General features: G+C 69.8%; 25 protein-coding genes. 11 read left to right on the forward strand and 14 right to left on the reverse strand.

Translation table 11 applies throughout. The features are described from left to right. Positions 1-39 precede the first annotated feature (39 nt). Together AUC44_RS14635 and AUC44_RS14640 are read left to right on the forward strand one after the other, a co-directional pair. Entirely contained in the window at positions 40-429 is a 390-nt protein-coding gene (locus AUC44_RS14635) for a hypothetical protein (protein WP_231724466.1), read from the forward strand. Between the two features lie 260 nt (positions 430-689). Then, complete coding sequence (locus tag AUC44_RS14640) at positions 690-1,766, forward strand: PilT/PilU family type 4a pilus ATPase (RefSeq protein WP_062159379.1); 1,077 nt, start codon at positions 690-692, stop codon at positions 1,764-1,766. Positions 1,767-1,843: 77 nt separating this feature from the next. Here AUC44_RS14640 and dnaE read toward each other — a convergent pair whose 3' ends face one another. The 3 genes from dnaE to AUC44_RS14655 are packed head-to-tail and all read right to left on the reverse strand — an operon-like array spanning position 1,844 to position 7,406. Continuing rightward, positions 1,844-5,839 carry a DNA polymerase III subunit alpha gene (dnaE, locus tag AUC44_RS14645; RefSeq protein ID WP_062159380.1) on the reverse strand — a complete coding sequence of 1,332 codons (3,996 nt, stop codon included), beginning with the start codon at positions 5,837-5,839 and terminating at the stop codon, positions 1,844-1,846. A 24-nt stretch (positions 5,840-5,863) separates the two neighbouring features. Continuing rightward, positions 5,864-6,754 carry a hypothetical protein gene (locus AUC44_RS14650; RefSeq protein WP_062159381.1) on the reverse strand — a complete coding sequence of 297 codons (891 nt, stop codon included), beginning with the start codon at positions 6,752-6,754 and terminating at the stop codon, positions 5,864-5,866. Next, positions 6,747-7,406, reverse strand: coding sequence for a hypothetical protein (locus AUC44_RS14655; protein ID WP_062159382.1), 660 nt, complete (start codon positions 7,404-7,406; stop codon positions 6,747-6,749). Before AUC44_RS14655 ends, AUC44_RS14650 begins: the two co-directional genes overlap by 8 nt. A gap of 109 nt (positions 7,407-7,515) precedes the next feature. Here AUC44_RS14655 and AUC44_RS14660 point away from each other — a divergent pair, with 109 nt between their 5' ends. Next, positions 7,516-8,103: a PAS domain-containing protein gene (locus AUC44_RS14660; protein ID WP_062159383.1), complete on the forward strand. Its 588-nt coding sequence runs from the start codon at positions 7,516-7,518 to the stop codon at positions 8,101-8,103. 15 nt (positions 8,104-8,118) lie between these two features. Here AUC44_RS14660 and panB read toward each other — a convergent pair whose 3' ends face one another. The 3 genes from panB to AUC44_RS14675 all read right to left on the reverse strand — a co-directional run bounded on the left by panB (position 8,119) and on the right by AUC44_RS14675 (position 10,981). Further along, positions 8,119-8,940 carry a 3-methyl-2-oxobutanoate hydroxymethyltransferase gene (gene panB, locus AUC44_RS14665; protein ID WP_062159384.1) on the reverse strand — a complete coding sequence of 274 codons (822 nt, stop codon included), beginning with the start codon at positions 8,938-8,940 and terminating at the stop codon, positions 8,119-8,121. Positions 8,941-9,137: 197 nt separating this feature from the next. Next, positions 9,138-10,346 carry an MFS transporter gene (locus AUC44_RS14670; RefSeq protein WP_231724467.1) on the reverse strand — a complete coding sequence of 403 codons (1,209 nt, stop codon included), beginning with the start codon at positions 10,344-10,346 and terminating at the stop codon, positions 9,138-9,140. A gap of 155 nt (positions 10,347-10,501) precedes the next feature. Next, positions 10,502-10,981: a DUF420 domain-containing protein gene (locus tag AUC44_RS14675; protein ID WP_062159385.1), complete on the reverse strand. Its 480-nt coding sequence runs from the start codon at positions 10,979-10,981 to the stop codon at positions 10,502-10,504. A gap of 155 nt (positions 10,982-11,136) precedes the next feature. Here AUC44_RS14675 and AUC44_RS14680 point away from each other — a divergent pair, with 155 nt between their 5' ends. The 8 genes from AUC44_RS14680 to AUC44_RS14715 all read left to right on the forward strand — a co-directional run bounded on the left by AUC44_RS14680 (position 11,137) and on the right by AUC44_RS14715 (position 20,636). Beyond that, positions 11,137-12,126 (forward strand): COX15/CtaA family protein, encoded by a 990-nt coding sequence (locus AUC44_RS14680; protein WP_062159386.1) that lies wholly within the window; start codon positions 11,137-11,139, stop codon positions 12,124-12,126. Further along, a complete protein-coding gene (locus AUC44_RS14685; RefSeq protein WP_062159387.1) occupies positions 12,123-13,055 on the forward strand; it encodes a heme o synthase in 933 nt (310 codons plus the stop codon). The genes AUC44_RS14680 and AUC44_RS14685 overlap by 4 nt, the downstream gene beginning before the upstream one ends. A gap of 272 nt (positions 13,056-13,327) precedes the next feature. Next, positions 13,328-14,551, forward strand: a complete 1,224-nt coding sequence (coxB, locus tag AUC44_RS14690; RefSeq protein ID WP_417926349.1) for a cytochrome c oxidase subunit II — start codon at positions 13,328-13,330, stop codon at positions 14,549-14,551. Continuing rightward, positions 14,548-17,004, forward strand: coding sequence for a cbb3-type cytochrome c oxidase subunit I (locus tag AUC44_RS14695; RefSeq protein WP_062159388.1), 2,457 nt, complete (start codon positions 14,548-14,550; stop codon positions 17,002-17,004). The genes coxB and AUC44_RS14695 overlap by 4 nt, the downstream gene beginning before the upstream one ends. Positions 17,005-17,130: 126 nt before the next feature. Then, complete coding sequence (locus AUC44_RS14700) at positions 17,131-17,832, forward strand: SCO family protein (RefSeq protein ID WP_062159389.1); 702 nt, start codon at positions 17,131-17,133, stop codon at positions 17,830-17,832. A 57-nt stretch (positions 17,833-17,889) separates the two neighbouring features. Beyond that, complete coding sequence (gene ruvB / locus AUC44_RS14705) at positions 17,890-18,882, forward strand: Holliday junction branch migration DNA helicase RuvB (RefSeq protein WP_046843537.1); 993 nt, start codon at positions 17,890-17,892, stop codon at positions 18,880-18,882. An 86-nt stretch (positions 18,883-18,968) separates the two neighbouring features. Then, entirely contained in the window at positions 18,969-20,204 is a 1,236-nt protein-coding gene (locus AUC44_RS14710; protein ID WP_197408551.1) for a NupC/NupG family nucleoside CNT transporter, read from the forward strand. Positions 20,205-20,276: 72 nt separating this feature from the next. Further along, positions 20,277-20,636 carry an ArsC/Spx/MgsR family protein gene (locus AUC44_RS14715; RefSeq protein WP_197408552.1) on the forward strand — a complete coding sequence of 120 codons (360 nt, stop codon included), beginning with the start codon at positions 20,277-20,279 and terminating at the stop codon, positions 20,634-20,636. Between the two features lie 10 nt (positions 20,637-20,646). Here the strand turns inward: AUC44_RS14715 and AUC44_RS14720 are convergent, their stop codons facing one another. From AUC44_RS14720 to AUC44_RS14755, 8 genes are all read right to left on the reverse strand, one after another. Then, positions 20,647-21,390 carry an SDR family oxidoreductase gene (locus AUC44_RS14720; protein ID WP_062159390.1) on the reverse strand — a complete coding sequence of 248 codons (744 nt, stop codon included), beginning with the start codon at positions 21,388-21,390 and terminating at the stop codon, positions 20,647-20,649. Then, positions 21,387-21,920, reverse strand: a complete 534-nt coding sequence (locus tag AUC44_RS14725) for a dihydrofolate reductase family protein (protein WP_062159391.1) — start codon at positions 21,918-21,920, stop codon at positions 21,387-21,389. The genes AUC44_RS14720 and AUC44_RS14725 overlap by 4 nt, the downstream gene beginning before the upstream one ends. Positions 21,921-21,931: 11 nt before the next feature. Further along, positions 21,932-23,971, reverse strand: a complete 2,040-nt coding sequence (locus AUC44_RS14730) for a molybdopterin oxidoreductase family protein (protein WP_062159392.1) — start codon at positions 23,969-23,971, stop codon at positions 21,932-21,934. A 73-nt stretch (positions 23,972-24,044) separates the two neighbouring features. Beyond that, the gene (locus tag AUC44_RS14735; protein ID WP_062159393.1) at positions 24,045-24,710 is read right to left on the reverse strand and encodes a Type 1 glutamine amidotransferase-like domain-containing protein; all 666 of its coding nucleotides are present in this window, start codon (positions 24,708-24,710) and stop codon (positions 24,045-24,047) included. Beyond that, positions 24,707-25,336 (reverse strand): dihydrofolate reductase family protein, encoded by a 630-nt coding sequence (locus tag AUC44_RS14740; protein ID WP_062159394.1) that lies wholly within the window; start codon positions 25,334-25,336, stop codon positions 24,707-24,709. Before AUC44_RS14740 ends, AUC44_RS14735 begins: the two co-directional genes overlap by 4 nt. Positions 25,337-25,356: 20 nt before the next feature. Next, a complete protein-coding gene (locus AUC44_RS14745; protein WP_062159395.1) occupies positions 25,357-25,767 on the reverse strand; it encodes a VOC family protein in 411 nt (136 codons plus the stop codon). Further along, positions 25,764-26,138, reverse strand: a complete 375-nt coding sequence (locus AUC44_RS14750; RefSeq protein WP_062159396.1) for a VOC family protein — start codon at positions 26,136-26,138, stop codon at positions 25,764-25,766. The genes AUC44_RS14745 and AUC44_RS14750 overlap by 4 nt, the downstream gene beginning before the upstream one ends. Beyond that, entirely contained in the window at positions 26,138-26,548 is a 411-nt protein-coding gene (locus AUC44_RS14755) for a VOC family protein (protein ID WP_062159397.1), read from the reverse strand. Before AUC44_RS14755 ends, AUC44_RS14750 begins: the two co-directional genes overlap by 1 nt. Positions 26,549-26,558: the final 10 nt, after the last annotated feature.

Consider the following 26,558-nt stretch of genomic DNA (forward strand, 5'->3'; position numbering starts at 1 on the left):
GGACGGAACCCCCCGCGCCTCAAGCGCGTACCATGCGGCATGAGCCAGCGACGCCCCAGCCCCGCCGTGCCCGCCCTGATCACGGTCGCCACCGTCGGCGTGGCCGCCGGCGCCGCGTACCTCGCCCGCACCCGCCAGCGCGAGATCAAGGGCGCCGTCGTCAGCCGCGTCCTTGAACGGCCCGCCGGCCGCAGCTCCTACCAGGAACTCGCGCACAGCCTCGAAACCAGCGGCACGCACCTCACCGGCCGCGCCGCGCGGACCGCCGACACGCACGCCAACCGCGAGCTCCTGGCACACATCATCGGCATCGAACGCTGGGGCCAGCACCGCCTCGGCGCCGCGCTCGGCCGGCACCCCGACCAGACGGCCCCCTACCACGAGCACCGTCCCCCCAGGACACCACGCTGCCCGAGCTTCAGGCGCTGATCACCAGCACCCGCGCCGCCAGCGTCGACCTCGCCCGGCGGCTGCACACCCGCCCCCCCAGCGACGACCTGACCATCGCCCACAACAGCCTCGGGCCGCTGACCGCCAAGGCGTGGCTGCGCTACCTGATTCACCACGCCGACCTCGAAAGCCGCAAGCTGCGCGGCGCCCCCACTCCCCAGACGGGGGGCATGAACGCCGCCCAAACGCAGCCCAGCGCAACGAAACTGTAAGAGCCCAGCACCTACTCTGAGGACACCATGAGTGTCCTGAACAGCGTACTGACCGCCATTGTCAACGAAGGAGCCAGCGACATCCACCTGCGCACCGGCAGCGCCCCCGCTGGCCGCATCAACGGCGAAATCAGACGCTTCGGGGACACCCGCCTCGGCCCGGACCACGTCGAGGCCTTCACCCGCGAAATGATGACCCCCACCATGTGGGACGACTTCACCAACCGCCGCGAGGCCGACTTCGCGTACGGCATCCCCGGCCTCGCCCGCTTCCGCGTCAACGCCTACTGGCAGCGCGGCAGCATCGGCCTGATCATGCGCGTCATCGAGGACAAACCCATCCCCACCTTCCAGCAGCTCGGCCTCCCGGTCGAGACCTTCGAGCAGCTCGCGCAGCACGAACGCGGCCTGATCCTCGTCACCGGCCCCACCGGCTCGGGCAAGACCACCACCCTCGCCAGCCTCCTCGACCACATCAACGCCACCCAGCCCGTCAACATCGTCACCCTCGAAGACCCCATCGAGGTCCTGCACAAAGACCGCATGGCCATGATCAGCCAGCGCGAACTCGGCATGGACACCATGAGCTTCGCCAACGGCCTGCGCGCCAGCATGCGCCAGGACCCCGACGTCATCCTCATCGGCGAGATGCGCGACAAGGAAACCGTCGAAGCGGCCCTCAGCGCCGCGCAGACCGGCCACCTCGTGTTCTCCACCCTGCACACCCAGGACGCCATCCGCAGCGTCAACCGCATCATCGACTTCTTCGCCCCGCACGAACGCGACCAGATCCGCCAGGGCCTCTCCGAGAGCATCGTCGGCATCGTCAGCCAGCGCCTCCTGCCCAAAGTCGGCGGCGGCCGCGTCCTCGGCCTGGAAATCCTGCTCGGCACCCCCACCGTCCGCGAATGCATCAAGGACCCCGAACGCATCGAGGAGATCAAACAGGCCCTGCAGGAAGGCGGCGCGCGCGGCATGCACACCTTCGACCAGCACCTCGCCCACCTCGTCCAGGCCGGCCTGATGCACGAGGACGACGCCCTCCAGAGCGCCACCAGCGCCCACGAACTCAAGATCATGATGATGCGCGCCAAATACGCGTAACAGAAGCGCAGGGGAATGCCCATCAGTCATTGGATCGACTGATGGGCATTCCCCTGTTGAACTCTAGGTGCCCGCGCTTAAGCCCGCATTCCTCCGCCTTGTTTGTTCATCCAGGCGGGGGGTTTGGGGGCGAAGCGGCCGAGGATGGTCTGCTGGTCGTAGGCGAGGTACGCGTCGGCCCAGGGGAAGGTGTGGTTCAGGACGCGGATGGCCTCGCTGCTGCCCATGCCGTGGTCGAGCTGGTACAGGACGAACTGTTCGGGGGTCTCGAGGCGGAGGTAGGTGGGCATGCTGCCCGCGTGTTCGTCGAGGAGGCTCTGGAATTCGCCGAGGGCGTCGGGGGTGGCGTTCTCGAGGTCGATGGTGACGTACATGACCTTGGGGACCTCGCCGAGTTGTTCTACGCTGACGACTTCCTCGGCGATGGCGCGCAGGCCGCCGTCTTCCGACTCGAGTTCGACGATGACGAGGGCGGGGGTGTCGTTGATCAGTTTGTCCTGAATGCGGTCGTAGGCGCGGCTGAAGGCGACGAGTTCGGTCTGGCCTGATTCGTCGGCGAGGATGAAGCGGGCCATCATGCCGCCGGACTTGGTGGGTTTCTTGACGACGCTCTCGATCATGCCCGCCAGGACGGCCTTGATGCGTTTGCCGGGGGCGACGTTCTGCGTCTGGAACCACGTGTCGAGGTCGCTGATGCGGCAGCTGGCCGCTTCGCGCAGACCCTCGTGCTGTTCGAGCGGGTGGCCGGAAATATAGAGGCCGAGGGCTTCCTTCTCGATGCTGAGGCGTTCCAGGTCGGTGTAGGGAATAACGCCGGTCCTCAGTTTGGGTTCGGGGGCGACTTCCTGCGCGCCGAACAGGGCGTCCATGCCGCTGTTGGCGAGCGCGGCGGCGCCCTGCGCCCAGGTCATGGATTCCTCGAGGCTCTCGAGGAGCTGGCGGCGGTCGCCGAACTGGTCGAAGGCGCCGCTCTTGATGAGGCTTTCCATGGCCTTGCGGTTGCAGACCTTGTTGCCCAGGCGGGAGCAGAAGTCCGCGAGGCTCTTGAAGGCGCCGGCGCGTTCGCGTTCCTCGAGGATCTTCAGCACGGCGCCCTCGCCGAGGCCCTTGATGGCGTACAGGCCGAAGAGGATGTCCTGCCCGACGACCGCGAAGTCCGGCGCGGACTTGTTGATGTCCGGGGGGAGGACGTGGACGTCCATCTTGCGGGCGTCGCTGACGTACTCGGCGACCTTGTCGCTGTCCTTGCGTTCGACGGTCAGCAGGGCGGCCATGAACTGCACGGGGTAGTTCGCCTTGAGCCACGCGGTCTGGTACGTGATGACGCCGTACGCGGCGGAGTGGCTCTTGTTGAAGCCGTAGTTCGCGAACGCGTCGAGCAGGTCGAACAGTTTGTTGCCCTCGTCCTTGGGCACGCCGTTGCCGCCTGCGCCCTCGACGAAGATCTGCCGCTGGCGTTTCATCTCCTCGGCGTCTTTCTTGCCCATCGCGCGGCGCAGCAGGTCGGCGCCGCCCAGGGAGAATCCGGCGACCTCGGAGGCGATCTGCATGATCTGCTCCTGGTACACGGGGATGCCGTAGGTTTCGGCGAGGATCTTCTCGAGGTACCGGGCGCTGTTCGGGAAGCCGTCGCGGACGTAGTCCACCTGTTCGATGCCGTGGTGGCGGCGGACGTAGGTAGGGATGTTCTCCATCGGGCCGGGGCGGTACAGCGCCGAGAGGGCGATGATGTCCGCGAGGCGGCGCGGTTTGAGGCGCCTGGACGCGTCGGCGATCCCGGCCCCTTCGAGCTGGAAGACGCCCTTGGTGTCCCCGCGGCTGAGGAGTTCGTAGGTGCGGGCGTCGTCGAAGGGGATGTCGTCGAAGGTGCCGTAGCGGGCCTCGAAGTCGGTGCCGGATTCCTTGAGGATGCGTTTGGCTTCGTCCAGGAAGGACAGGGTGCGCAGGCCCAGGAAGTCCATCTTGATCAGGCCGATGTCCTCGACGGCCTTCATGTCGTACTGGCAGACCATGCCCGCGCCCGAGGTGTCGCGCATGACGGGCACGAGGTCGGTCAGCTGCGTCTTGCCGATGACGACCCCGGCGGCGTGGACGCTGGCGTGGCGGGTCAGCCCCTCGAGTTTCTGCGCGAACTCGTACGCCTCTTTCAGCTGGGCGTCCTCGTTCAGCATCTGCTGGATGTCCGGCACGGCCTCGCGCGCCTGCTCGAGGCTGTAGCTCTTGCCGAACTTGATCGGGATGAGTTTTGAAACCTTGTCGACCTTGGCGTACTCCAGGCCCATGACGCGCGCCACATCCTTCAGGCACGCCTTGGACGCCATGGTCCCGAAGGTGGCGATCTGCGCGACCTTGTCCTCGCCGTACTTGTCCTGCACGTACTGGATGACTTCGGTGCGCCGGGCGTCGTTGAAGTCGATGTCGAAGTCCGGCATGGAGATGCGGTCGGGGTTCAGGAAGCGCTCGAACAGCAGCTCGAATTCCAGCGGGTCGAGGTTCGTGATGCGCATCGCGTACGCCACGAGCGAGCCTGCCCCCGAGCCACGCCCGGGCCCCACGCTGATGTCCTGATCCTTGGCCCAGTTGATGTAGTCCGCGACGATCAGGAAGTAGTCGGGGAAGCCCATGTTGTTGATGACGCTCAGTTCGTACTCGGCGCGGCGCAGGATCACCAGCGCGTGCCGGTGGTGGGCGCGGGTGGTCTCCTCGCCGTGCTCGTCGGCGTCCAGGGTGATGCTGGTGTCGCTGGACTTCTGCGCGGCGCGGCGGCAGTCCTCGTGCGCGTAGGCGGGCAGCGGCCCGGAGTCCACCTCGGCCTCCATGAGTTCCAGCGCGGGGTACTTGGTGTACTTCTCGCCCGCCGCCTTGCCGCGTGCCTCCCACTCGCTGCCCGCGAAGGCCAGCAGGGTGTACAGCGTCTCCAGGTCGCAGGTCTGCGGGTCGCAGCCGCCCGCGCGCTTCAGCACCTTCTGCGCGTCGGCGCCCAGCGCGGTCAGGGTGCGGGTCGCGTAGTCGCGCAGCAGCCCTTCCGTGGCGTGCGCCGGGTAGCGTTTCACGGTCCCGCGGTACGTCTGCACGCGCAGTTCCTCGGGCATGGTGCGGCCCTCGGGGATGGGGAGGGCGGGCATCTGGTACACGCGCTTCTTGCCCACCGGCAGGTCCACGTTGCACAGGTCCGCGATCATCGCGGTGTTGTCGAAGGGTTCCTCGCCCCACTCGCTCACCGGCAGGGACGCCTGCATCTCCTCGAGGTTCTTCACGTAGAACTCGTCGCAGGGGAACTTGAAGCGGTTCTCGTCCGCGAGGGTCGCCTTCGTCTGGATGGCCAGCAGCGTCTCGTGCGCGGTGGCGTCGCTCTTCTTGACGTAATGCCCGTCGTTCGTGGCGACCATCCCGATCCCGAGTTCCTGCGCCCAGGCCCGCAGGACCGGGTTGTTGCGCTTCTGCTCGGGCAGCCCGTGGTCCTGAATCTCGATGAAGTAGTTCTCGCCGAACAGCTCGCGGTACCACAGCAGGCGTTTCTTCGCGTCGTCCTCGCGGCCCTGGAGGAGCAGCTGCTGCACCTCGCTGCCCAGGCACCCGGAAAAGGCGATGACGCCCTTGTGGTGCTCGCGCAGCAGTTCGTGATCGATGCGCGGCTTGTAGTAGTAGCCTTCCGTGTACCCGCGACTGCTCAGGCGGCAGAGGTTCTGGTAGCCCTCGAAGTCACGGGCGAGCAGCGTCAGGTGGAAGATGCCCTTCTCGCCGTCCTGCGCGCGCGTCCGGTCGCGGCGGGTCCCCTCGCCCGGCACCACGTACGCCTCGTACCCGATGATGGGTTTCACGCCCATCCCGGTCGCGTAGTTGTAGAAGTGCACCGCGCCGTGCATGTTCCCGTGGTCCGTCATCGCCAGCGCCGGGGTCTGCCCCTCGGGCGTGACCTCCTTGGCCCACTTGAGCAGGTCCTTGAGTTTCGCCGCGCCGTCCAGCAGCGAGTACTGCGTGTGCTGGTGCAGGTGCGCGAACTTCTTCGGGGTGCAGCACGAGCCGTCCGGAACGTGAATATGAGGCTTCGCGGGATCGGCAGACGCGGTCATCCAATCAGGATAGAGCCCCCCCGGTCACGGCGCTGTGACACCGGGACTTGACGCGCCGGGCGTCACGATCAGCACCGAATCGAACGCCTGAGCGCGCAGCCAGGAGGCCAGTTCAGGGGCCGGCGCCTCGCCCGATGCCGGGGCCGGGGCGCGCCGGGACACGGCGGTCACGGCGAACGGCTGCACGGCGTCCTCGGCGATGCGGCGCAGCGGCACGGTCCAGTGCCCGCCCATCACGCCACCCGCCTGCCGGAAGGGCAGCTTCAGCGCGGGGGCCTCCACCGGCTGCCCGGCGTCCGTGAAGGTGCGCCGCTCGTCCTGCATCCACGCCCACACCGTGGCCGCGAACGACCGCCCCTGCGGGAAGTCCTGCCACGCCACCAGGCACAGCGAGTCCGCCTGCACGCTGCCGGCCGGGAAGTCCCGGCAGCTCACCCGCGTGAAGCCCAGTCTGGCGGCAGAGCTCCACTGGCTGTTCGTGGTGAAGCGCGCCGCCTGCGCCCCGAGATCCCGCGAGCCCCACGCGCACATGGCCCCGACCAGCGCCAGCGGCGCGGCGTACAGCAGCGCGGCCCGCCACAGCGGCAGGGGCGGCAGCGCGGGCAGCGTCCGCAGTTCCGGGTGTCGCCAGAGTTGCATGGGCGCGGCAGCCTTCCCCAGGGTGCCGAAGGCCCCCCAGTAGGCATGCGCGTACGCGCCGAAGGCCAGCGCCTGCACCAGGAACCACCACGGGAACAGCTCGATGACCCGGCCCGCCAGCCGCGACAGCGGACTGCTGACCGCCAGCACGGTCAGTCCAGCCAGCATTCCCAGCAGGAACACCCCCTGAAGAAGCAGCGTCAGCCGCAGCGGGCCGGAGCGCGGACGGCACTGCGGGCCGTCCTCACGGACCGGGGTCGAGGTGCGGTCAGTCATCGGCCCGCTCCAGCGTGGCCTGCGCCAGGGGCAGCGCCGCGTCGGGCAGGGGCGCAGCGCGGCCCACGATGACCGGCCCCTCGTACCGCAGCGTGAACGGCACCTGCCGCAGCCCGGCGCGCAGCGTGACCCGCGCCTCCCCCACCACCCGGTCCCCCTGACGGGTCAGGGGCAGAACGCCGCCCTCCACCCGCCCGCCGGCCGCCGTGACCGCCTCGTGGAGGAGGTCGGCCATCAGGGGGCCGTCCACGTTCGCCTGCACGCACCGGTCGCCCCGCACCGGACAGGCCATCATAGTCAGTTCGAGGTCGCGGGCCGACCGATCGAAGGCCGTCCGGGCCGTGAGGTTCACGTCCCGCGTCAGCTCACGGTCGATCAGCAGCGCGCCGCCCAGCAGCAGGGCCAGGGTGGGCAGCAGGTAGAAGGGCAGCGACGCCCGCCAGTCCCGGACCGGCCGTTCCCCCCGCAGGGGCCACAGGGCGTGCAGCAGCGTTCCGAGGGCCGCGCCCAGGATCAGCGCCGCGCTGATCAGGCCGGGCCAGGGAAAATCCGCTGCGGAGCGCTGCACGCCGCGGAGCAGCCCTGGCAGTTGCAGGGCACCGGCGGCGCCCAGCAGGGCCGCGCTGATCAGCATCTGCCGTCGGGGGTTCATCTCCTGGCAGGGTACCGGCCCGGGTGCCTGGGCGTTCGCTCAGGTGCGCGGCCGTTCAACGTGGGGGGACGTAAGAACCCTGCAAGGGCGGGCGGGTCACCCTGTACTCATGAGACCGGGCCGGCTGGAGTTGCGGGTGGCGTACGTGCTGTTCGCCCTGCTGATCCTGGAATCGTTCCTGGTGGCGCTGCTGGTGCCGCGCCCGCAGGCGTTCGTGGTGATCCTGCCGGTCCTGGCGACGCTGGGCGTGGCGGCGTGGCTGGCGCCGCAGCTGGTGCGGCTGCTGCGCGGGCACCGCGAGCTGAAGGAGGCCTACGCGCAGGAGCTGCACTTCGCGCGGCAGGTCATGGAGTCCGTCGAACACGGCCTGACCGTGACGGACGAGGACGGGCGGTTCGTGTTCGTGAACCGGGCGTACGCACAGATGCTGGGCGTGCCGCCCGAGCGGATCCTGGGGCGCACGCCGTTCGAGTTCACGGCGGCCGAGGACCACGCCGCCCTGAACGACGCGCGCGCGCAGCGGTCGGCGGGCACGTCGAGCACGTACCGCACCCGGCTGCGCCGCCCGGACGGCTCGCTGCTGGCCGTGGTGATCACGGGCTCGCCCCGCTGGCACGCGGGGCGGATCGTGGGGAACGTGGCGGCGGTGGTCCCGGCGCAGGACCTGCGCGCCGAGGGGAGCGGCGGCCCGTCCTGACCGGGCGGGCCGGGCTCAGTACAGTTTGTCGAGCACGTCGTCTTTCATGACGAAGGCGTTGTCGCGGGTGGGGAACTCGCGGGCGCGGACGTCGGCGGCGTACGCGGTGATGGCCTCGCGGGCGGCGCGGCCGAGTTCGGCGTAGCGCCGGGCGATCTTCTTCTCCTCGCCCTCGTAGATGCCGAGCAGGTCGTGCGTGACGAGCACCTGTCCGTCGCAGCTCACGCCCGCGCCGATGCCGATGGTAGGAATGATCAGGCGCTCGCTGATGAGTTTCGCCAGTCGCGCGGGGATGGCTTCCAGCACGACGCTGAACGCCCCGGCACTCTCCAGCGCGAGTGCGCCGTCCAGGGTGGCGCGGGCCGTGGCGTCGTCCTTGCCCTGCACGCGCAGCCCGCCCTGGGCGGTGGCGGTCTGCGGCATCAGGCCCACGTGCCCCATGACCGGAATGCCGTTGCGGGTGAGGGTCTGCACGACCTGGAGGATCTCGGGGCTCGAGCCTTCCATCTTGATGGCGTCGGCGCCGGTCTCCTGGATGACGCGCACGGCGTTGCGCATGGCGTCCTGCACGCCGGTGTGGTACGTGCCGAAGGGCAGGTCCACGACCATGAAGGTGTCGGGCGCGCCCCGGCGCACGGCGCGGGCGTGGTGGATCATGTCGCCCAGCGTGACGGGCGCGGTGCTGTCGTAGCCCAGCACGACGTTGCCCAGGCTGTCGCCGACCAGGATCAGGTCCACGCCGGCGGCCTGCGCGTGCTTCCCGCCGGGGTAGTCGTAGGCGGTCACCATGACCAGCGGCTGCGCGGAGTGCTGCAACTCCGGAATGCTGCGTTTCATGCCCGGAGCGTAGCAGGGCCGGGCAGGCGTGGACGGTGACCGGCGCGGGGACCCGCTTGATCACACGGATGCCGTCCGTTTCGCCCGCCACCCGGCCCTTCACCGGGTTGCCCACGCCACGCCCGGCACCCGCTTCTCTCCCCCTCGCCTCCGCCCGGACTGAACGGTGGGTGCACACCCTTCAGCCGGCGTCCGGGTCAGTCCTCGATGTCCGCGAGGTTCATGGCGCGCAGTTCGGGGGCCAGCGCGGCGGTGGCGGCCACGACGATCAGGGTGACAATGCCGCCCAGCCAGACGCTGCGGGCGGTGCCGAGCAGCCGGGCGGCGATCCCGCTCTCGAAGGCGCCGAGTTCGTTGCTCGCGCCGATGAACATGCCGCTGACGGCGTTCACGCGGCCGCGCATGTGGTCGGGGGTGTTCAGTTGCAGGGTGGCGCTGCGGATGACCATGCTGATGCCGTCGAACACCCCGGCGGCGACGAGGGCCAAGACGCTCAGGGCGAGGTTGTGCGACAGGCCGAAGACGATCATGCTGACGCCGAAGCCCGCGACGGCCAGCAGCAGCGTGCGGCCCGCGCCGCGGCCCGGGGGGCGGCGGGTGGCGAGCAGCATCACGGCGAGCGCCCCGACGCTGGGCGCGGCGACAAGCAGGCCCAGCCCGGTGGGACCGACCCGCAGGATGTCGCTGGCGAACACCGGCAGCAGCGCGATGGCCCCGCCGAACAGCACGCTGAACAGGTCGAGCGCCATGCTCCCGACCAGCACCTGCCGCTGGAGCACGAACGCGAGGCCGGCCTTGATGCTCTGCCCGAGCGGTTCGCCGGGCGTGAAGGCGGGGCGGCCCTTGCTTTTCACATACAGCACGCAGCCCAGCGAGATCAGGAACAGCGCGAACGCGACGGTGTACGCGCCCTGTGGGCCGCGCCAGGCGTACAGGGCGCCGCCCAGCGCGGGGCCGATGATCCCGGCGGCCTGCCACGCGCTGGAGCGCCAGGCGCTGGCGCGCAGCAGCAGTTCGCGCGGCACGACCTGCGCCTGGAAGGCCGGGAGGGCCGGGTCGGAGAAACCGCGCGCGATCCCCAGCGCGAAGATCAGCGCCAGCAGCGGCCAGATGCCCCCGGCCTGGGCGTGCGGGGCGTACAGCGCGAACAGCGCCGCGCACAGCACCTCCACGCCGATGGTCAGGAGCAGGATGCGGCGGCGGTCCGTCCGGTCGGCCACGACGCCGCCCAGCAGCGCGAGGCTCAGGGCGGGGATGGCCTCCACGAGCCCCAGCAGCCCCAGCGTGAGGGGGTCTTTCGTGAGCTGGTACATCTGGTACGCGACCGTCAGGGCGACGGCGCGTGAGGCGAGGGTGCTGGTGACGGCGGCGATCAGCATGGCCCGGAATTCCGGGTAGGCCAGCACGTCACGCCCGGCCGGGGGGTGGAGGCAGGCGTGGGGGTGGGGACGGTCACCGCGTGAGTGTAGGCGCCGCCCCGCACCCCCGGCGCGGCGCGGGTCACACAGGGGCCGCCGGGGGCGGTCTCAGGAGTCGGCCGGCCCCCGGTCCACCCCGCGACTCAGCTCTTGATGACCTCGCCGTAGCTGTGCAGCACGAGGTAGATGATCCAGCCGGTCACGGCCACGTACAGCCACACCGGCACCGTCCAGCGCACCCAGGCGCGGTGCTTGTTGAAGTACCCGCGCGCGGCGGGCAGGTCGATGTTGTTCAGGTTGCGGGCGGCCCGCAGGCCCTTGTAGGCGTTCCACAGCGCGCCCAGCGCCAGGGGCAGGTTCGCGGCGGCCAGGATGATGTGGCTGATCAGCAGCGCGAAGTACGCCGTGCGCCACGCCTCGGGCCCGGCGTATTTCTTCTCGTAGCCCAGGCCCAGGCGGGTGAGGTACAGCACGAGGAAGATGGTGGCCAGGGTGCTGGCAACGATCATGGCGCGCATGTGGGCCTCGCGCAGGCCACGTTTGATCAGGTACACGCCCACGCACAGGGCCAGGCCGCTCAGGACGATCGTGATGACCGCCCACTGGTTGATGGTTTCCGCCATAGTCCTGCCCAGTGTACGGGGGCGCGTCCAGGGCAGGTGTCCGCCCCGCCCGGAGGTGGGGGGACAATCCTCTGCGGGGGCAGGCAGGTAGAATGCTGGGCAGTTGACCCCCGCCCCAGCCCCTCGTGGGCGGCCGGGCGGCGAGGATGGTGACGATGAGTGGAACGCTGACAGTTCCGCGCGCCCGCGCGGGCGTGTGGCTCCCCCGGCTGGCCTGGGCGGCGCTGATCTATAACGTGCTGGTAATCCTGTGGGGCGCGGTGGTGCGCATCACGGGGGCCGGGGCGGGGTGTGGGGATCACTGGCCGCTGTGTAACGGCGTGGTGGTGCCGCAGAGCCCCACGCTCCATACCGTGATCGAGTACAGCCACCGCCTGACCAGCGGCGCCAGCGGCCTGCTGGCGATCGCGCTGGTGGCGCTGGCCTTCCGCGTGACGCCCAAGGGCCACCCGGCGCGCCTGGGCGCGGCGCTGTCCTTCGCGCTGATCCTGCTCGAAGGACTGGTGGGGGGCGTGCAGGTGCTGCTGGGCCTGACGGCCGACAGTACCGATCCGGCGCGCGGGTTCGTGCAGGGCATTCACCTGGCGAACACGTTCCTGCTGCTGTCGACGCTGCTCCTCACGGCCCTGTGGGCCAGCGGCGCGCCCCGGCTGCGGCTGCGCGGTCAGGGCCTGGTGGGCGGCTGGAGCTACGTGGGCCTGGGCCTGATGCTGGTGCTGGGGATGGCGGGGGCCGTGACGGCGCTGGGGGACCTGCTGTTCCTGCCCGCCGACGGCAGCACGCCCATCGAGACGGTCAAACGCGACTTCGCCGTGACGGCCTCGGTCATCGAGAACCTGCGGGTGGTGCACCCGATGCTGGCGGTGCTCACGAGCGCCTTCCTGGTGTGGCTGGGCGTGTTCCTGCGCCGCGAGCGCCCGGGGGCCGAGGTGCAGCGCTGGAGCGCGGCGCTGTGGGGCGTGCTGGCGGCGCAGATGGTCGCCGGCTTCGCGAACGTGACGCTCAAGGCGCCGGGCTGGATGCAGCTCGTGCACCTGCTGCTGGCGCTGGGCCTGTGGCTGGTGCTGGTCATGCTGGTCTACCGCGCCCTGACGGGACTGACCGTGCAGGGAGCCCCGCGCGCTAGGGTGAAGGGGAACGTATGACGACTTCTGAGCCCATCCCCGCCGATGCGGCGCCCGCCCGGGCGACGTGGCGGGATTACCTGTCGCTGACCAAACCGAAGGTCATCAGCCTGCTGCTCTGGACGACCATCACGGCGATGTTGATGGCCGAGCGGGGCCTGCCGGACCTGTGGCTGCTGGTCGTCGTGAGCCTCGCGGGCTACATGTCAGCCGGGTCGGCGGGCGTGTTCAACATGATCATCGACCGCGACATTGACCTGAAGATGGCGCGCACGGCCCAGCGGCCCACCACGAGTGGCCTGATCAGCACCCGCGACGCCGCCGCGTTCGGCGGGGCGCTGCAGATCCTGTCGTTCGCCATGCTGTGGGTCTGGGCCACGCCCCTGAGCGCCTGGATGAGCCTGGCGGGTTTCCTGACGTACGTGGTCGTGTACACGCAGCTGCTCAAGCGCAACACCTGGCACAACATCGTGCTGGGCGGGGCTGCCGGGTGCTTCCCGCCGCTGGTGGGCTGGGCGGCGGTGACGGGCGACCTGAACCTGTTCGCGTGGTTCCTGTTCGCGATCATCTTCTTCTGGACGCCCGTGCACTTCTGGGCGCTGGCGCTGATGATCAAGGAGGAGTACCGCGAGGTCGGGATTCCCATGCTGCCCGTCGTGCACGGCGACCGCCTGACGGTGGCGCAGATCGGACTGTACGCCATCTACACGGTGGTGCTGTCGGTCATGCCGGTGTTCTTCCGCGAGGTCGGGGCGATCTACTTCGTCACGGCGGCCGCGCTGGGCGCGTGGCTGCTGGTGCTGTCCTGGCGCCTGTACCGGCACGTGATGGCCGGGAAGGCCGTGGAGCGCAAGGTGGCGGTGCCGCTGTACCTGTACTCGATGCTGTATCTGGCGCTGCTGTTCGTGGCGGCCGCCGCCGACCGGATGATCTTCGCGGCGCTCGGCTGAGCGTTTCTTCCCTGCGCGGCCCCCGGACACCGACCGTCCGGGGGCCGCGCCCTGCACTTCCCACCTTCCGGGAACCCGGATGGCGCATGATGGGCGGGGACTGGAGAAAGGTCAGGACACTTGCCCGAGACTCATCTGGTCTCATGGGGGGTATGCCTGACCGGTCGGTAGAATGTGGGCGGTATGCTTGAACGCTGACCGCGAGTGGCGGCCCAGCGTCATGCGCACCCCCGCGTGACGCTTTAGACTGCAAGCAGAGGAAAGGAGTGACGTTGAATACCACCACACACCGCCACAGCGGCACACGGAGGCGAGTCCGGCAGGCCCTGCCCATCGCGGCGATCCTGGGCGCGACTCTACTGACCGGCTGCCAGCAGGTGAACCAGTCCCTGACCATCGGGGACATGTCATCCGCTTACAACCGGGAGATCTTCTGGATGAGCATCTGGGCGATTGCTCTGTCCATCATCATCTTCATCGGCGTGTCGTACGCGCTGTTCTACACGGTGCAGAAGTTCCGTGAAGACAAGCACGACGCCCCGCCCGCCCAGTTCCACGGGAACAACAAGCTCGAGACCATCCTGGTCGCGGTGCCGGTCGTGATCGTGATCCTGCTGAGCGTGCTGACCGTCAAGAGCATGGCGGTGCTGAACCCCACGCCCAACCAGGCGACCAAGGTGGACGTGCTGGCCCGGCAGTTCTGGTGGAACTTCTCCTACCCCGAGGTCACCAGTGACGCGGGCGGCGTGGTCACCAACGGCAACGAGCTGATCATGCCCACCAAGGAGGCCGTGGCGCTGACCATCACCAGCGGCGACGTCATCCACGGATTCTGGGCGCCGAACATCGGCGGTCAGCGCGCCGCGATGCCCAGCGTGAAGAAGACCTGGCAGGTCGACACCGACCGCGCCGGGGTGTACCAGGGCAACTGCTCGCAGCTGTGCGGGGCCAGCCACGCCAACATGCGCTACAAGGTCGTCGCACTCGATCAGGATCGGTACAACACCACCCTGGCCGCCATGAAGGCCTACCGCGCCCCCGAACCCGCCCCCGGCAGCGCCGAGGCGCGCGGCTTCGCGCTGTTCATGCAGGGCAAGGCCAGCACGGGCGCGATCGCCTGCGCCAGCTGCCACCGCGTGCAGGGCACGCCCGCCGCGGGCGTCGCCGGCCCGGACCTGAGCTTCTTCGGCACGCGCCGCACCCTGGGCGCGGGCATGTGGGAAGCCATGACCGACGCGCAGTGGACGGACGCCAAGGCCGCCGAGGAACTGCACGCCTGGCTCAAGCACAGCCCCGTGGTCAAACCCGGCAGCCTGATGCCCCGCTACGACGGCGGCGAGTACATGGTGCAGGGCAAGATGGCCAAGGGCGGCACCCTGACCGACGCCGAGATCGATGACATCGCCGCCTACCTGCGCAGCCTCAAGCTGCCGGAAGAAGCGGACTACTGGAAGGGGACGCCCGTGAACGGCGCGCCCAACGGAGGCAACCAGTGACCGTCCAGCATGCCCCCGTTCAGGAGTCCGGGGCCCGTCCGGGCCTCTGGGCCGTCCTGAAGGACTACATGATGACGACCGATCACAAAAAGATCGGGACGCTCTACATCTCGACCAGCATCCTGGGCTTCGCCATCGCCGGGATCCTCGCGGTGCTGATCCGCCTGCAGCTGGCCGTGCCGGACAACACCTTCCTGGTGGGCAACACCTACAACCAGGTGCTGACCATGCACGCCGCGCTGATGATCTTCTTCTTCCTGATCCCGATCGGCCTGTTCGGCTTCGGGAACTGGTTCCTGCCGCTGCAGCTGGGCGTGCGGGACGTGGCGCTGCCGCGCGTGAACACCTTCGCGGTGTGGCTGTTCATCTTCAGCCTGATCCTGGTCGTGCTGGGCCTCGCCAACGGCGGCGCGCCCGGCGTCGGCTGGACCTTCTACTACCCCCTGAGCGTCGACGCCAACCAGACCGGCGTGGCCGTGCTGATGGTGGCCCTGACCCTGAACGGCATCGCGTCGCTGCTGGGCAGCGCGAACTTCGCGGCCACCGTCGTGAACATGCGCGCCCCGGGCATGAGCCTGTGGCAGATGCCGGTGTTCGCCTGGAGCATCTTCGCGACCTCCATGCTGCAGCTGGTGTCGCTGGGCGGCCTGACCGCCGCCGCGCTCGTCACGTACCTGGAACTGAAGCTGGGCATCAGCATGTTCAACCCCGGTATCGGCGGCGTGCCCGTCATGTTCCAGCAGTTCTTCTGGTTCTACTCGCACCCGGCGGTGTACGTGATGCTGCTGCCCTACCTGGGCATCGGCGCGGAGATCGCCAGCACCATGGCCCGCAAGCCGCTGTTCGGCTACCGCGTGATGGTCTACTCGATCCTGGGGATCGTGCTCGTCAGCCTGCTGGTGTGGGTGCACCACATGTTCGCCGTGGGCCTGCCCGAGGCGTGGCAGATCGCGTTCATGATCGCCACCCTGATCGTGGCGGTTCCGACCGGCGTGAAGATCTTCAACCTGATCGGCACCCTGTGGGGCGGGCGGATCATCATGAAGACCCCCACCTACTGGCTGGTGGGCTTCATCTTCAACTTCCTGATCGGCGGGATCACCGGCGTCTCGCTGGGCCTGATTCCCTTCGACTACCAGGTCACGATGTCGTACTACGTGGTGGCGCACTTCCACAACGTGATGATGTTCGGCACCGCGTTCCTGGCGATGGGCGGCCTGTACTACTGGTGGCCCAAGATGACCGGCCGCTTCCTGAACGAGAAGCTGGGCCTGGCGCACTTCTGGCTGTTCATGATCGGCTCGTGGATGACCTTCCTGCCCCAGTACATCCTGGGTCTGCTGGGCATGCCCCGCCGGTACTACACCTACCCCGCCGGGAACTTCGCCTGGACGGAACTGAACTTCATCTCCACCCTGGGCGCCCTGACCCTGCTGGCCGGCGGCGTCGTGTGGGTGTGGAACATGCTTCAGAGCTTCCGTCAGCCCGCCACGGCCTCCCCCAACCCCTGGGGCGGCTTCACGCTGGAGTGGACGGCGGACAGCCCGCCCAAGCCCTACAACTTCGCGCACGACTTCCCCACCACCTTCCCCACCGAGCGTCCCCTGTACGACTGGGAGCAGAGCGGTGAGACCCTCACGCCGGTGGACCCCAAGAGCATTCACCTGCCGCAGGACAGCATCTGGCCGTTCATGACCGCCGTGGGCCTGCTGCTGATGGGTTACGGCCTGAGCTTCGGCTGGTTCACGAACTACCACCCGGGCACCGGCCTGCAGCCCTTCGCGGACGCGAGCTTCGCGTTCAAGCTGGCCACGGTCGTGCTGTACCTCAGCTTCCCGGTGTTCCTGTACAGCCTGTTCAAGTGGGCGGGCACCCGTGAATACGCCGTGCCGGTCGCGCACCACCACCTGACCAAGTACGACAACGGCTTCATGGGCATGGCCTGGTTCATCATCAGCGAAGTCGGCCTGTTCGGCGTGCTGATCGCCGGGTACGTGTACCTGCGCGTGTCGGGCTTCGCCGAGCCGCCCGCGCTGCGCCCGAACATCTGGCTGGCTGCGCTGAACACCCTGATCCTGGTCAGCTCCTCGTTCGTGATTCACCGCGCCGAGCAGGACAACCACCACGGCAAGCTCACCCGCTTCCGCCTGGGTCTGTTCGTCACGCTGGTGCTGGGCGCGCTGTTCATGCTGTTCCAGGTGTACGAGTTCAGCCTGTTCGGTGTGGAAAGCGACTGGAAGCAGAACCTGTGGCAGGCGTGCTTCTTCACCATCGTGGGTCTGCACGGTCTGCACATCCTGATCGGCGGCACCGGCGTCGCCCTCCCTTACTACCAGTCCATGACCGGCAAGATGGACAAGTACAACCACGGCTCCATCACCCCCGCCAGCCTGTACTGGCACCTGGTGGACGTGGTGTGGCTGCTGATCGTTGCGATCTTCTACGCCTGGTAACACCCGGCACAAGGCAGAGGGGGGCGCCTGCGAGGGCGTCCCTTTCGCGTTGTCGGGGCAGGGCAGTGGTCGTGCGTCGGCCTCCGGGGGACACGTCACCCCGCGCCTCTCCCCTACCCTGCGGGCATGACGGGTGTCTCGAGATGGGTGACGGCGGCGCTGCTGGTGGTCGCGGCGGTGCTGGGCGGGTTACTGGTGATGCGGCGGGCCGCGCCGGGCGTGACGGCCGGTGAGGCGCTGGACGCTCCGAAGGCACTTCCGGCGCTGGCGCTGGTGAACGACCGGGGCCAGGCGACGACGCTGGCCGCCTCGGACGGGCGGATGCGGCTGGTGTTCTACGGGTTCGTGCGCTGCCCGGACGTGTGCCCGGCGACGCTGGCGAGCCTGAAGAACATGTACGCGGCGCTGAGCCCCGAGCAGCGGTCGCGGGTGCAGGTGCAGTTCATCACGGTGGACCCCGGGCACGACACGCCCGGCGTGATGCGCGAGTACCTGAACCGCTTCGATCCGGCGTTCACCGGCCTGACCGGGAAGCCGGGGACGATCGACGCAGCGGCGCGGGAGATGTTCGTGGCGAACGTGGCTCCGATGCCCGCAGAGGACCACAGCGCGCATATGGACATGGAGCAGGGGAAGACGTCCAGTGGCGCGGCGAATGCCGTCCAGGTGGGCGCGGCGGCGTCGGTGGCGGCGCGCATTCATGGGGATCAGGTGAGTGTCGTGGACGGTCAGGGCCGTTTCGTGCGGGTGTACGGGAACCTGGACGTGGTGGGCGGTGACCTGGAGCGGGATCTACCGGGGCTGATCCGCCAGTACGCGGGGCGCTGAGGCTGAAACCGCCCCGGCGTATTCCGTTGACAGCGAACTTGCGCTAGACTCTCTGTTATGACTGAACCGCTCGACGCGGCCCTGCGGCCCAAGACCCTGACGGACTACGTCGGGCAGGCGCGACTGAAGGAGAAACTCGGCGTGTACCTCCAGGCCGCGCGCGGCCGCAAGGAGGCGCTCGACCACACCCTGCTGTTCGGCCCGCCCGGGCTGGGCAAGACCACCCTGGCGCACATCATCGCGCACGAACTGGGCGTGAACATCCGCGTGACCTCCGGCCCGGCCATCGAGAAACCCGGCGATCTCGCCGCGATCCTCACGAACAGCCTCGAAGAAGGCGACGTGCTGTTCATTGACGAGATCCACCGCCTGGGCCGCGTCGCGGAGGAGCACCTGTACCCCGCGATGGAGGACTTCAAGCTGGACATCGTGCTGGGGCAGGGTCCGGCCGCGCGCACCATCGAGCTGCCGCTGCCGCGCTTCACGCTGGTCGGCGCGACCACCCGCCCGGGCCTGATCACGGCGCCCATGCGCAGCCGCTTCGGGATCATCGAGCACCTCGAGTACTACACGCCCGACGAGATCGGCGTGAACTTGTTACGCGACGCCCGCCTGCTGGGCTTCGGGCTGGACGAGGAGGCGGCCGTCGAGATCGGCGCCCGGGCGCGCGGCACCATGCGCATCGCCAAGCGGCTGCTGCGGCGCGTGCGCGACTACGCCGACGTGGCGGGCGAGACGACCATCGGCCTGCCCCGCGCGCAGGACGCGCTGGACAAGCTGGGCCTGGACAGCGCGGGTCTGGACGACCGCGACAAGAAGTACCTGGAAACCCTGATCCACCGCTTCGCGGGCGGCCCGGTCGGCGTGGACACACTGGCCACCGCGATCAGCGAGGACAGCCTGACCCTGGAGGACGTGTACGAGCCGTACCTGATCCAGCTGGGCTTCATCAAGCGCACGCCCCGGGGTCGCGTGGCCACCGCGCACGCCTACGACCACCTGGGCCTCCCGGTCAGCGGTGACCACGACCTCGGGTTCTACGCGAACTGACCCGCATAGCCCTCTCTTCACCTCGCCTTCAGGTCCGGTCACGCTGTCCTCAAGCTCCCATCAGACGCGCCCCATAGTCTGATGGGATGCTGGACGTTTTCTGGGGTCTGGGAGGCATGGCCGTACTGATCGGCCTGGGCCTCCTCCTGAGTGTGAACCGCCGCGCCGTGAACTGGCGCACCGTGGGACTGGCGCTGCTGCTGCAGATCGCCTTCGGACTGATCGTGCTGCGCTGGCCGCTGGGCCGCCGGGCGCTGGACGCCGTGTCGGGCGCCGTGCAGGGCGTCGTGAACAACGCGCAGCAGGGCATCAATTTCGTGTTCGGGAACCTGACGAACGGGCAGCTGGAGGGCGCGGGGTTCATCTTCGCGTTCGGCGTGCTGCCCATCATCGTGTTCTTCAGCGCGCTGATCGCCGTGCTGTACCACCTGGGCGTCATGCAGGCGGTCGTGCGCTTCCTGGGCGGCGGCCTGAGCCGCCTGCTGCAGACGAGCCGCGGGGAGAGCCTGTCGGCCACCGCGAACATCTTCGTGGGGCAGACCGAGGCGCCGCTGGTCGTGCGGCCCTTCATCGACCGCATGACCCGCTCGGAACTGTTCGCGGTGATGGTCGGCGGACTGGCCAGCGTGGCCGGCAGCGTGCTCGTGGGGTACTCGCTGCTGGGCGTGCGGCTGGACTACCTGATCGCCGCGTCGTTCATGGCCGCGCCCGCCGGGCTGCTCATGGCGAAACTGATTTTCCCGGAGACCGAACCCACCCAGGACTACAAGGGCGATATTCCCGAGGACCCGGAGGGCCGGCCCGTGAACGTGATCGACGCGGCGGCGCGCGGCGCGAGCAGCGGCCTGGGCCTCGCGCTGAACGTCGGGGCGATGCTGATCGCGTTCATCGGCCTGATCGCGCTGCTGAACGCCATCATCGGGCAGCTGGGCGGGCTGGCGGGCCTGCCGGACCTGAGCATCCAGCTGCTGCTGGGCTACCTGTTCGCGCCGCTGGCGTTCCTGATCGGCGTGCCGTGGGAGGCCGCCACGACCGCCGGGAGTTTCATCGGGCAGAAGCTCGTCACGAACGAGTTCGTGGCCTTCGTGGAATTCGCCCAGACCCTCAAGGCGGGCAGCGTGACGCCCAAGGTGGAGGCCATCGTGACCTTCGCGCTGTGCGGCTTCGCGAACCTGTCGAGCCTCGCGATCCTGCTGGGCGGCCTGGGCAGCCTCGCCCCCAGCCGCCGCGCCGACATCGCCCAGCTGGGCCTGCGCGCCGTGGCCGCCGGGACGCTCGCGAACCTGCTGAGCGGCACCCTGGCCGGGATGCTCCTCGCCTGAACCCGCCCCCCCATCCGGCTGCGGGTGGGGGTCTCACGCGGCGCCCGGCAGCGCTGCCTCTACACTTGGGGCATGAGTGAGTTGCAGGTGCAGGTGTTCGGCACGCGCAAGAGCAAGGAAACCCGCGCCGCCGAGCGCTTCTTCAAGGAACGTAAGATCAAGATCCATTTCGTGGACCTGAAGGAGCGGCCCATCGCCAAGGTGGAGCTCAGCCGCTTCGTGCAGAAGTTCGGCCTGAACGCCCTGCTGGACCTGGAGGGCAAGGCGTACGAGCGCAGCAACCTTGCGTACCTGCGCACCACCGAGGACGGCGTGATCGCCAGGATCATCGACGATCCGGAGCTGCTGCGGCTGCCACTGGTGCGCGCCGGGAAGCACCTGACCGTCGGCGAGGACCCCGACGGCTGGAAGGCGCTGGTCGCGGGGGGCTGACCGGGGCGCCCTAACGCCCCCCGCTGACGTCGAGGGTGGTGCCGGTCACGTACGCCGCCTGCGGCGAGAGCAGCCAGAGGACGGCCTGCGCGACCTCGTCGGGCGTGCCGCCGCGGCCCAGGGGGACGCTGCCCGCGAGGCGCGCCACGCGCTGCGGTTCGCCGCCCAGCGCGTGGATAGCAGTGTCGATCAGGCCGGGGCGCACGCCGCACACGCGGACGCCCTCGGCGGCGACCTCGCGGGCCAGGCCGACGGTCAGGGTGTCCACGGCGCCCTTCGAGGCGGCGTAGTCCACGTACTCGCCGCCCGAGCCGAGCACGGCCGCGCGGGAGGAGACGTTCACGATCACGCCGCCCGGCCCGCCGTGCCGGGTGGAGAGCCGCCGGACAGCCGCGCCCGCGCAGAGGAACGCACCGATCACGTTCGTGGTGAGCACCCGCTGGAGCCGCGCCGCGTCGAGTTCGTCCACACGCGCCTGCCGTTCCAGCGTCCCGGCGTTGTTCACCAGGGCGTGCAGGCCGCCCAGTCCGGTCTGCACGGTGTCGAAGAGGCGTTCCACGTCCCCGGCGTCCCCCACGTCGGCCTGGACTGCCAGCGCGCGGCCCCCGGCGGCCTCGATCTCCTGGACGATCCCGGCAGCGGCGGCGGCGTCCTGGCGGTAGCTCAGGCCCACCGCGTACCCGGCCTGCGCGGCGAGGCGGGCGGTGGCCGCGCCGATGCCCCGGCTGCCACCCGTGATCAGCACGGTCTTCATGTGCGCGCCGGGCCGTACGTGAGCAGGAGGACGCCCGCGCCCAGGTCCCGCGTGGCGAGCAGGGGCAGGGGCAGGTGCTCCAGTGTGTCGAAGAGCCGTTTGCCGCGCCCCAGCACGAGCGGGAAGACCATCAGGCGCAGTTCGTCTACCAGTCGGTGCCTCAGGAGCGTCTGCGCGAGGGTGCCGCTGCCGTACACGAGCAGCGGGCCGCCCGGCTGAGCCTTCAGGGCCTGCACGTCGGCCACCACGTCCGGCCCCAGCGCGGTGGCGTTCCACGCCAGCGGGCCGGGACGGGAGGTCGCCACGTACTTGGGCAGGGCGTTCATGCGGTCCGCGAACGCACCGGTCGCGGTCGGCCAGTACGCGGCGAATTCCTCGTAGGTGGTGCGGCCCAGCAGCAGCGCGCCGCTGGCAAACAGCTCGTCGCGTTTGAACGGCCCGTCGTCCGGGTCGTAGGGCGCGCGCCACGGCGAGTGTTCCTCGTACACGCCGTCCAGGGACACGAATTCGGTGACGATCAGGGGGCGCACGCCTTACCTCCTTAAGCGGGTTCGATGCGGATGCGGGTGTTGTGGAAGGTGCTGCCGCCCCCCAGGTCGGTGAGGGTCTGCGCGGTGAGCTCGTTGATGCTGCGCCCGTCCGGCGCGCTGAGGCCCCACCACGTACCCTCCAGGATGGCCGCGCCGGGCTGCGCGGCGTCCGTGACCTTCACGCGGCGCTGCACGCTGCCGATCTCGCTGGTCAGCGTGGCGAGCGCCCCGTCGGTCACGCCGGACGCCTGCGCGTCACCTGGGTGCAGCAGCAGGTGCGGCTCGCCCCCCTCGGCGCGGTTGAGGTTCGCCAGATTCCCGTAGGTACTGTTCAGGAAGTGATGCGCGGGCGGCGTGAGCAGCCGCACCGGGTACTCGGCGTTCAGGCCCGCCAGGGGCTCACGGTGCGCGGGCGCGGGGCTGAGCTGCACCTTCCCGCTGGGCGTCTCCGCGCCGTGCGCGTACGGCAGGAACCCGTCGGGGAGGTTCAGGCGGACGCTGCCCTCGGCCTTCAATCTCTCGGGGGTGATGCCCGCCACGAGGGGGTGGTCACTGGCCAGCAGCTCCTCCAGCAGCTCGTCCACCGTCCAGTACACACTGGGTTCGGTGACGCCTAGGCGGCGCGCGAGTTCCTGGAACACCCAGGAGTTCGGCCGCGCCTCGCCGGGGGCGTCCAGCGTGGCGGGGTTGTACCCCAGGTAGTGGTGGCCGTAGCTGGTGTACACGTCGGCGTGCTCGGCGAAGGTCGTGGCGGGCAGCAGGTAGTCGGCCAGCCGCGCCGTCTCGGTCATGGCCTGTTCCAGCACGACGACCAGCAGGTCGTCGCGTTGCAGGCCCGCGCGGACCCGCCCGGCGTCCGGGGCGACCACGGCGGGGTTGCAGTTGTAGATGAACGTGGCCCCGAAGCCCCGTTCCGGGCGCAGGGCGGCGGCGTACTCGTTCATGTTCACGCGCGCCGCGTCCGGGCGGATCAGGTGCGCGGCTCCCAGCCGGGTACGGTTCAGCCGGAACGCGCCGCTGTTGCTCAGGGTGCAGCCCCCACCCCGGTGCCGCCAGTCCCCCGTCAGCGCGGGGATCAGCGTCACGGCGCGGAGGTTCGTGCCGCCGTGCTCGTGGCGGGTCATGCCGTACCCCACCCGGAAGTACGTGGGCCGCGTCGTGCCGACCGCGCGGGCGAACGCACGGATCACGTCCGCGTCCAGCCCGGTGACCTCGGCGGTGCGCTCGGGCGTCCACTCGCGGGCCGCCTCGCGCAGCTCCCCCACGCCGGTGGTCGCCTCGGCGATGTACGCCTCGTCCGTCCAGCCGTGCGCGAACAGCTCGTGCATCACGCCCAGCGCCAGCGCGGCGTCCGTGCCGGGAATGATCTTCAGGTGCTCGTCCGCGAAGGCCGCCGTGCGGTTGCGGTACGGGTCCACGCACACGATCCGCGCCCCGGCCTTGCGGGCCGCCGTCAGGTGCGGCGTCAGGTGACTGTTCGTACTCAGGGAATTGATGCCCCACAGCACGATCAGCCGCGCGTGCGCCACGTCCGCCGGGTCCACCCCGAAGCGCGTGCCGTAACCCAGGCTCCAGGCCTCGGTGCCCGCCGTGGCGCAGATCGTCTCGTCCAGTTCCGGGGCGCCCAGCGCGCGGAACAGCGCATGCACGTGCGTGCCCTCCATCAGGCCCATCGTGCCCGCGTAGTTGTAGCGCAGGATGCTGCCGGGCCCGCGCGTGTCCAGCAGGGTGCGCAGGCGCGCGGCGATGTCGTCCAGCGCCTCGTCCCAGGTCACGCGCGCCCAGACCGGCTCGGCCTCCGTCTTCGCGTTCACGCGTTTCAGGGGGTACAGCGGCCGGTCCGGGTGGTTCGCGCGGGCCGGGTAATGCACGGTCTTGGCGCACGCGAAGCCCCTCGTGATCGGGTGGGCGGCGTCCCCCGTCACCTTCAGCATCCGCTCCGGGCCGCCCGGCGCGTCGCGGCCCACCGTCACCTTCAGGCGGCAGGCGTCCGGGCAGTCCAGCGGGCAGGTGAGCAGCACATCACGCGAAAGGGAGTCGGGCGCGGTCATACCGCGAGGATACCCGCCCCCACCCCTGCACCGGGAGGGCCGGTTCAGGCGGACGGAGGCGGTGAGGTGGCGGTCACGGGAACGCCCGCCACTCCCCTTCCGAGATGACCTGGGTCACGCCGTCCACCACTTGCAGGGCGCTCTGGTCGTCCAGGGCGTAGGCGGGCCCGCCGATCTGCGCGGCCCACGCCTCGGCGTTCGCCATGCGGTTGTCGGGGAAGTCGGGGTAGTTCAGGTGCGGGAAGATCGGGACGTCCACGAGGCCCAGCCCGCGGTCGTCGCCGTCCGCCCCGGCCCACGAGACGAACTGTGAACCGATGCGGGGCGTCAGGGCCATGCTGCCCGCGCTCACGCCCACCCAGACGGTGTCCTTCAGCTCGGGGAGCAGGTCGGCCAGTCCGGTCTGCCGCAGCCAGTGGGTCAGGAACGCTGCGTCGCCGCCGTCCACGAGGAGCACGTCGGCGGCGCGCACCCACGCCTCCCACTGCTCGCGGGGCCGGTGCGGCAGGGCCAGGAGTTCCAGCAGGCCCACGCTGGCCCAGCCCAGGTCCACCATCGGGGCGGGGCTGCGTCCGGCGACGAAGCGCCACGCGCTGCCGGGCGTGCACCAGGGGTGGCCGTGCTGCGCGGTGGGAATGCACAGCGCGTGACACTCGGCGGTGGGTCTGCCCAGCCTCTCGACCAGCGCGGCGTGGATGCTGGCGTTCGTGACGCCGCCGGAGGTCAGCAGCAGTTTCATCCGCCCGCCGCTGCGGTGCGGGTCACGTCGTACACGCTGAGCACGTTCCCGGACCCGGGGAAGGTCTCCGAGCGGATCAGGCGGAACTGCACCGGGGGGCGGCCCGTGAACAGCGGCGTGCCGCCGGGCCCGGCCAGCAGCGGGAAGGTGGTCAGGTGCAGTTCGTCCACCAGTCCGCGGGCCAGCAGGTCGTTCCACAGCAGGCGGCTCAGGAGGATCAGCAGCGGCCCGCCCGGCTGGCCCTTCAGGGTGCGGACGGTGTCGGGCGCGTCGGCCACGCGGACGGCGCGGGCGTTCGGGAAGGCGGTCAGGTCGTCGGGGGTCAGGTGGTCGGACACGATGACCACCTCGATCTGCGCGATGCGGCGCGCGAAGGCCCGGCGGACGTCGGTCGCGCCCGGATCGGTCAGGACGCCCTGCCAGTAGCGCAGGTTGTTCCGCGCGGACTCGCGCCCGGCCAGCAGCAGCGTGCCCGCGCGCTCCAGCAGCGAGAGCGTGGCGTGATCGAACCCGTCGTCGGCGTGGTAGTCGGGGTGCTGGTACTCGAACAGCGGCGCGAGGGTGCGAGTGGCGTCCTCGTAGCAGCCGTCCAGCGTGACGAAATTACAGACGATCAGGGGACGCATGCGGGGGGCACCTCCGACATTCAGGGGCGGGCGGTGATCTGCTGGACACTCCAGCCGTTGCCGTCGGGGTCCTGGAAGGACAGGAAGCCCACGAAGTTCAGGTCGTCGTCGGGCGTGGCGGGGCGGGGGGTGGGGCCGCCGCGCACCTGCATGTCGGAGACGGGCACGCCGCGCGCGAGCAGTTCGGCGTGCGCGGCGCGCAGGTCGTTCACGACGAGCTGCATGCCCCGGAGGGTGCCCGGCGGCATGGGCCGCAGCGCGGAGCCGATCACGACGCTGCACCCGGAGCCGCGCGGCGTGAACTGGATGAGGCGCTGGCCGCCGCGCACGGTGTCGTGGTCGACGTGAAAGCCCAGCCCGTCGGCGTAGAAGGCGCGGGCGCGGTCGAGGTCCGTGACGGGCACCACGATGACTTCCAGGGTCCAGTTCATGCCGGGAGGTTCACCTGCCAGGACACGCCGTGCGGGTCGTTCAGCCACGCGAAGCGGACACTGAAGCCGTAGTCGTCGGGGGGCATGAGGTACTCGCCGCCCGCGCCGAGCGCGCCGCACACCCGGTCGAATTCCTCACGGGTGTCGCAGTCGAGGAACAGCGACGTGGACGGCGTGAACGTGAACGCGTGCGGGACGGGCGAGTCGGTGACGCGCACGCGCTGCCCGCTCAGCTCCAGTTCGGCCATCTGCACGCGGCCTTCCGGGGTGTCCTGGCGGTGCAGGAGGCGCGCGCCAGGCAGGGTCAGGTACAGCGCCAGGGCGGGCGCGGCCTGTCCCTGGAACATCAGAAACGGGGTGACGGCGCGCATCAGCCGGGCTGGGGGAGGACGTTCATCATCCAGTGGTGCCCGTAGCGGTCGGTGAGCTGCCCGAAGGTGCCGCCCCAGAACGAGGGGCTCAGGGGGTGCGTGACCGCGCCGCCCTGAGAGAGCGAGCCGAAGACCTGCCGGGCGTGCCCCAGGTCGTGGGTGGTCAGCGCCAGGGTGACGCTGTGGGTGCGGCCCACGTCCTCGGTCATGTCCGAGGCGCTCAGAGTCAGGGCGCCGCTCGTGAGGCTGCCGTGCAGGATGAACTCCTGCATGTGCGCCGGGATCTGCGCGGCGACCGGGGAGTCCGCGACGGTCATGAGGTCCAGGGTGCCGCCCAGGCAGGACCGGTAGAACTCCAGGGCCTCGCGGGCCTGTCCATCAAAGCCAAGGTAGGGGTGCAGGGTGAACATGGGTGACCTC

The organism is Deinococcus actinosclerus (assembly GCF_001507665.1).
In the GTDB taxonomy this organism is placed as follows: Bacteria; Deinococcota; Deinococci; order Deinococcales; family Deinococcaceae; genus Deinococcus; species Deinococcus actinosclerus.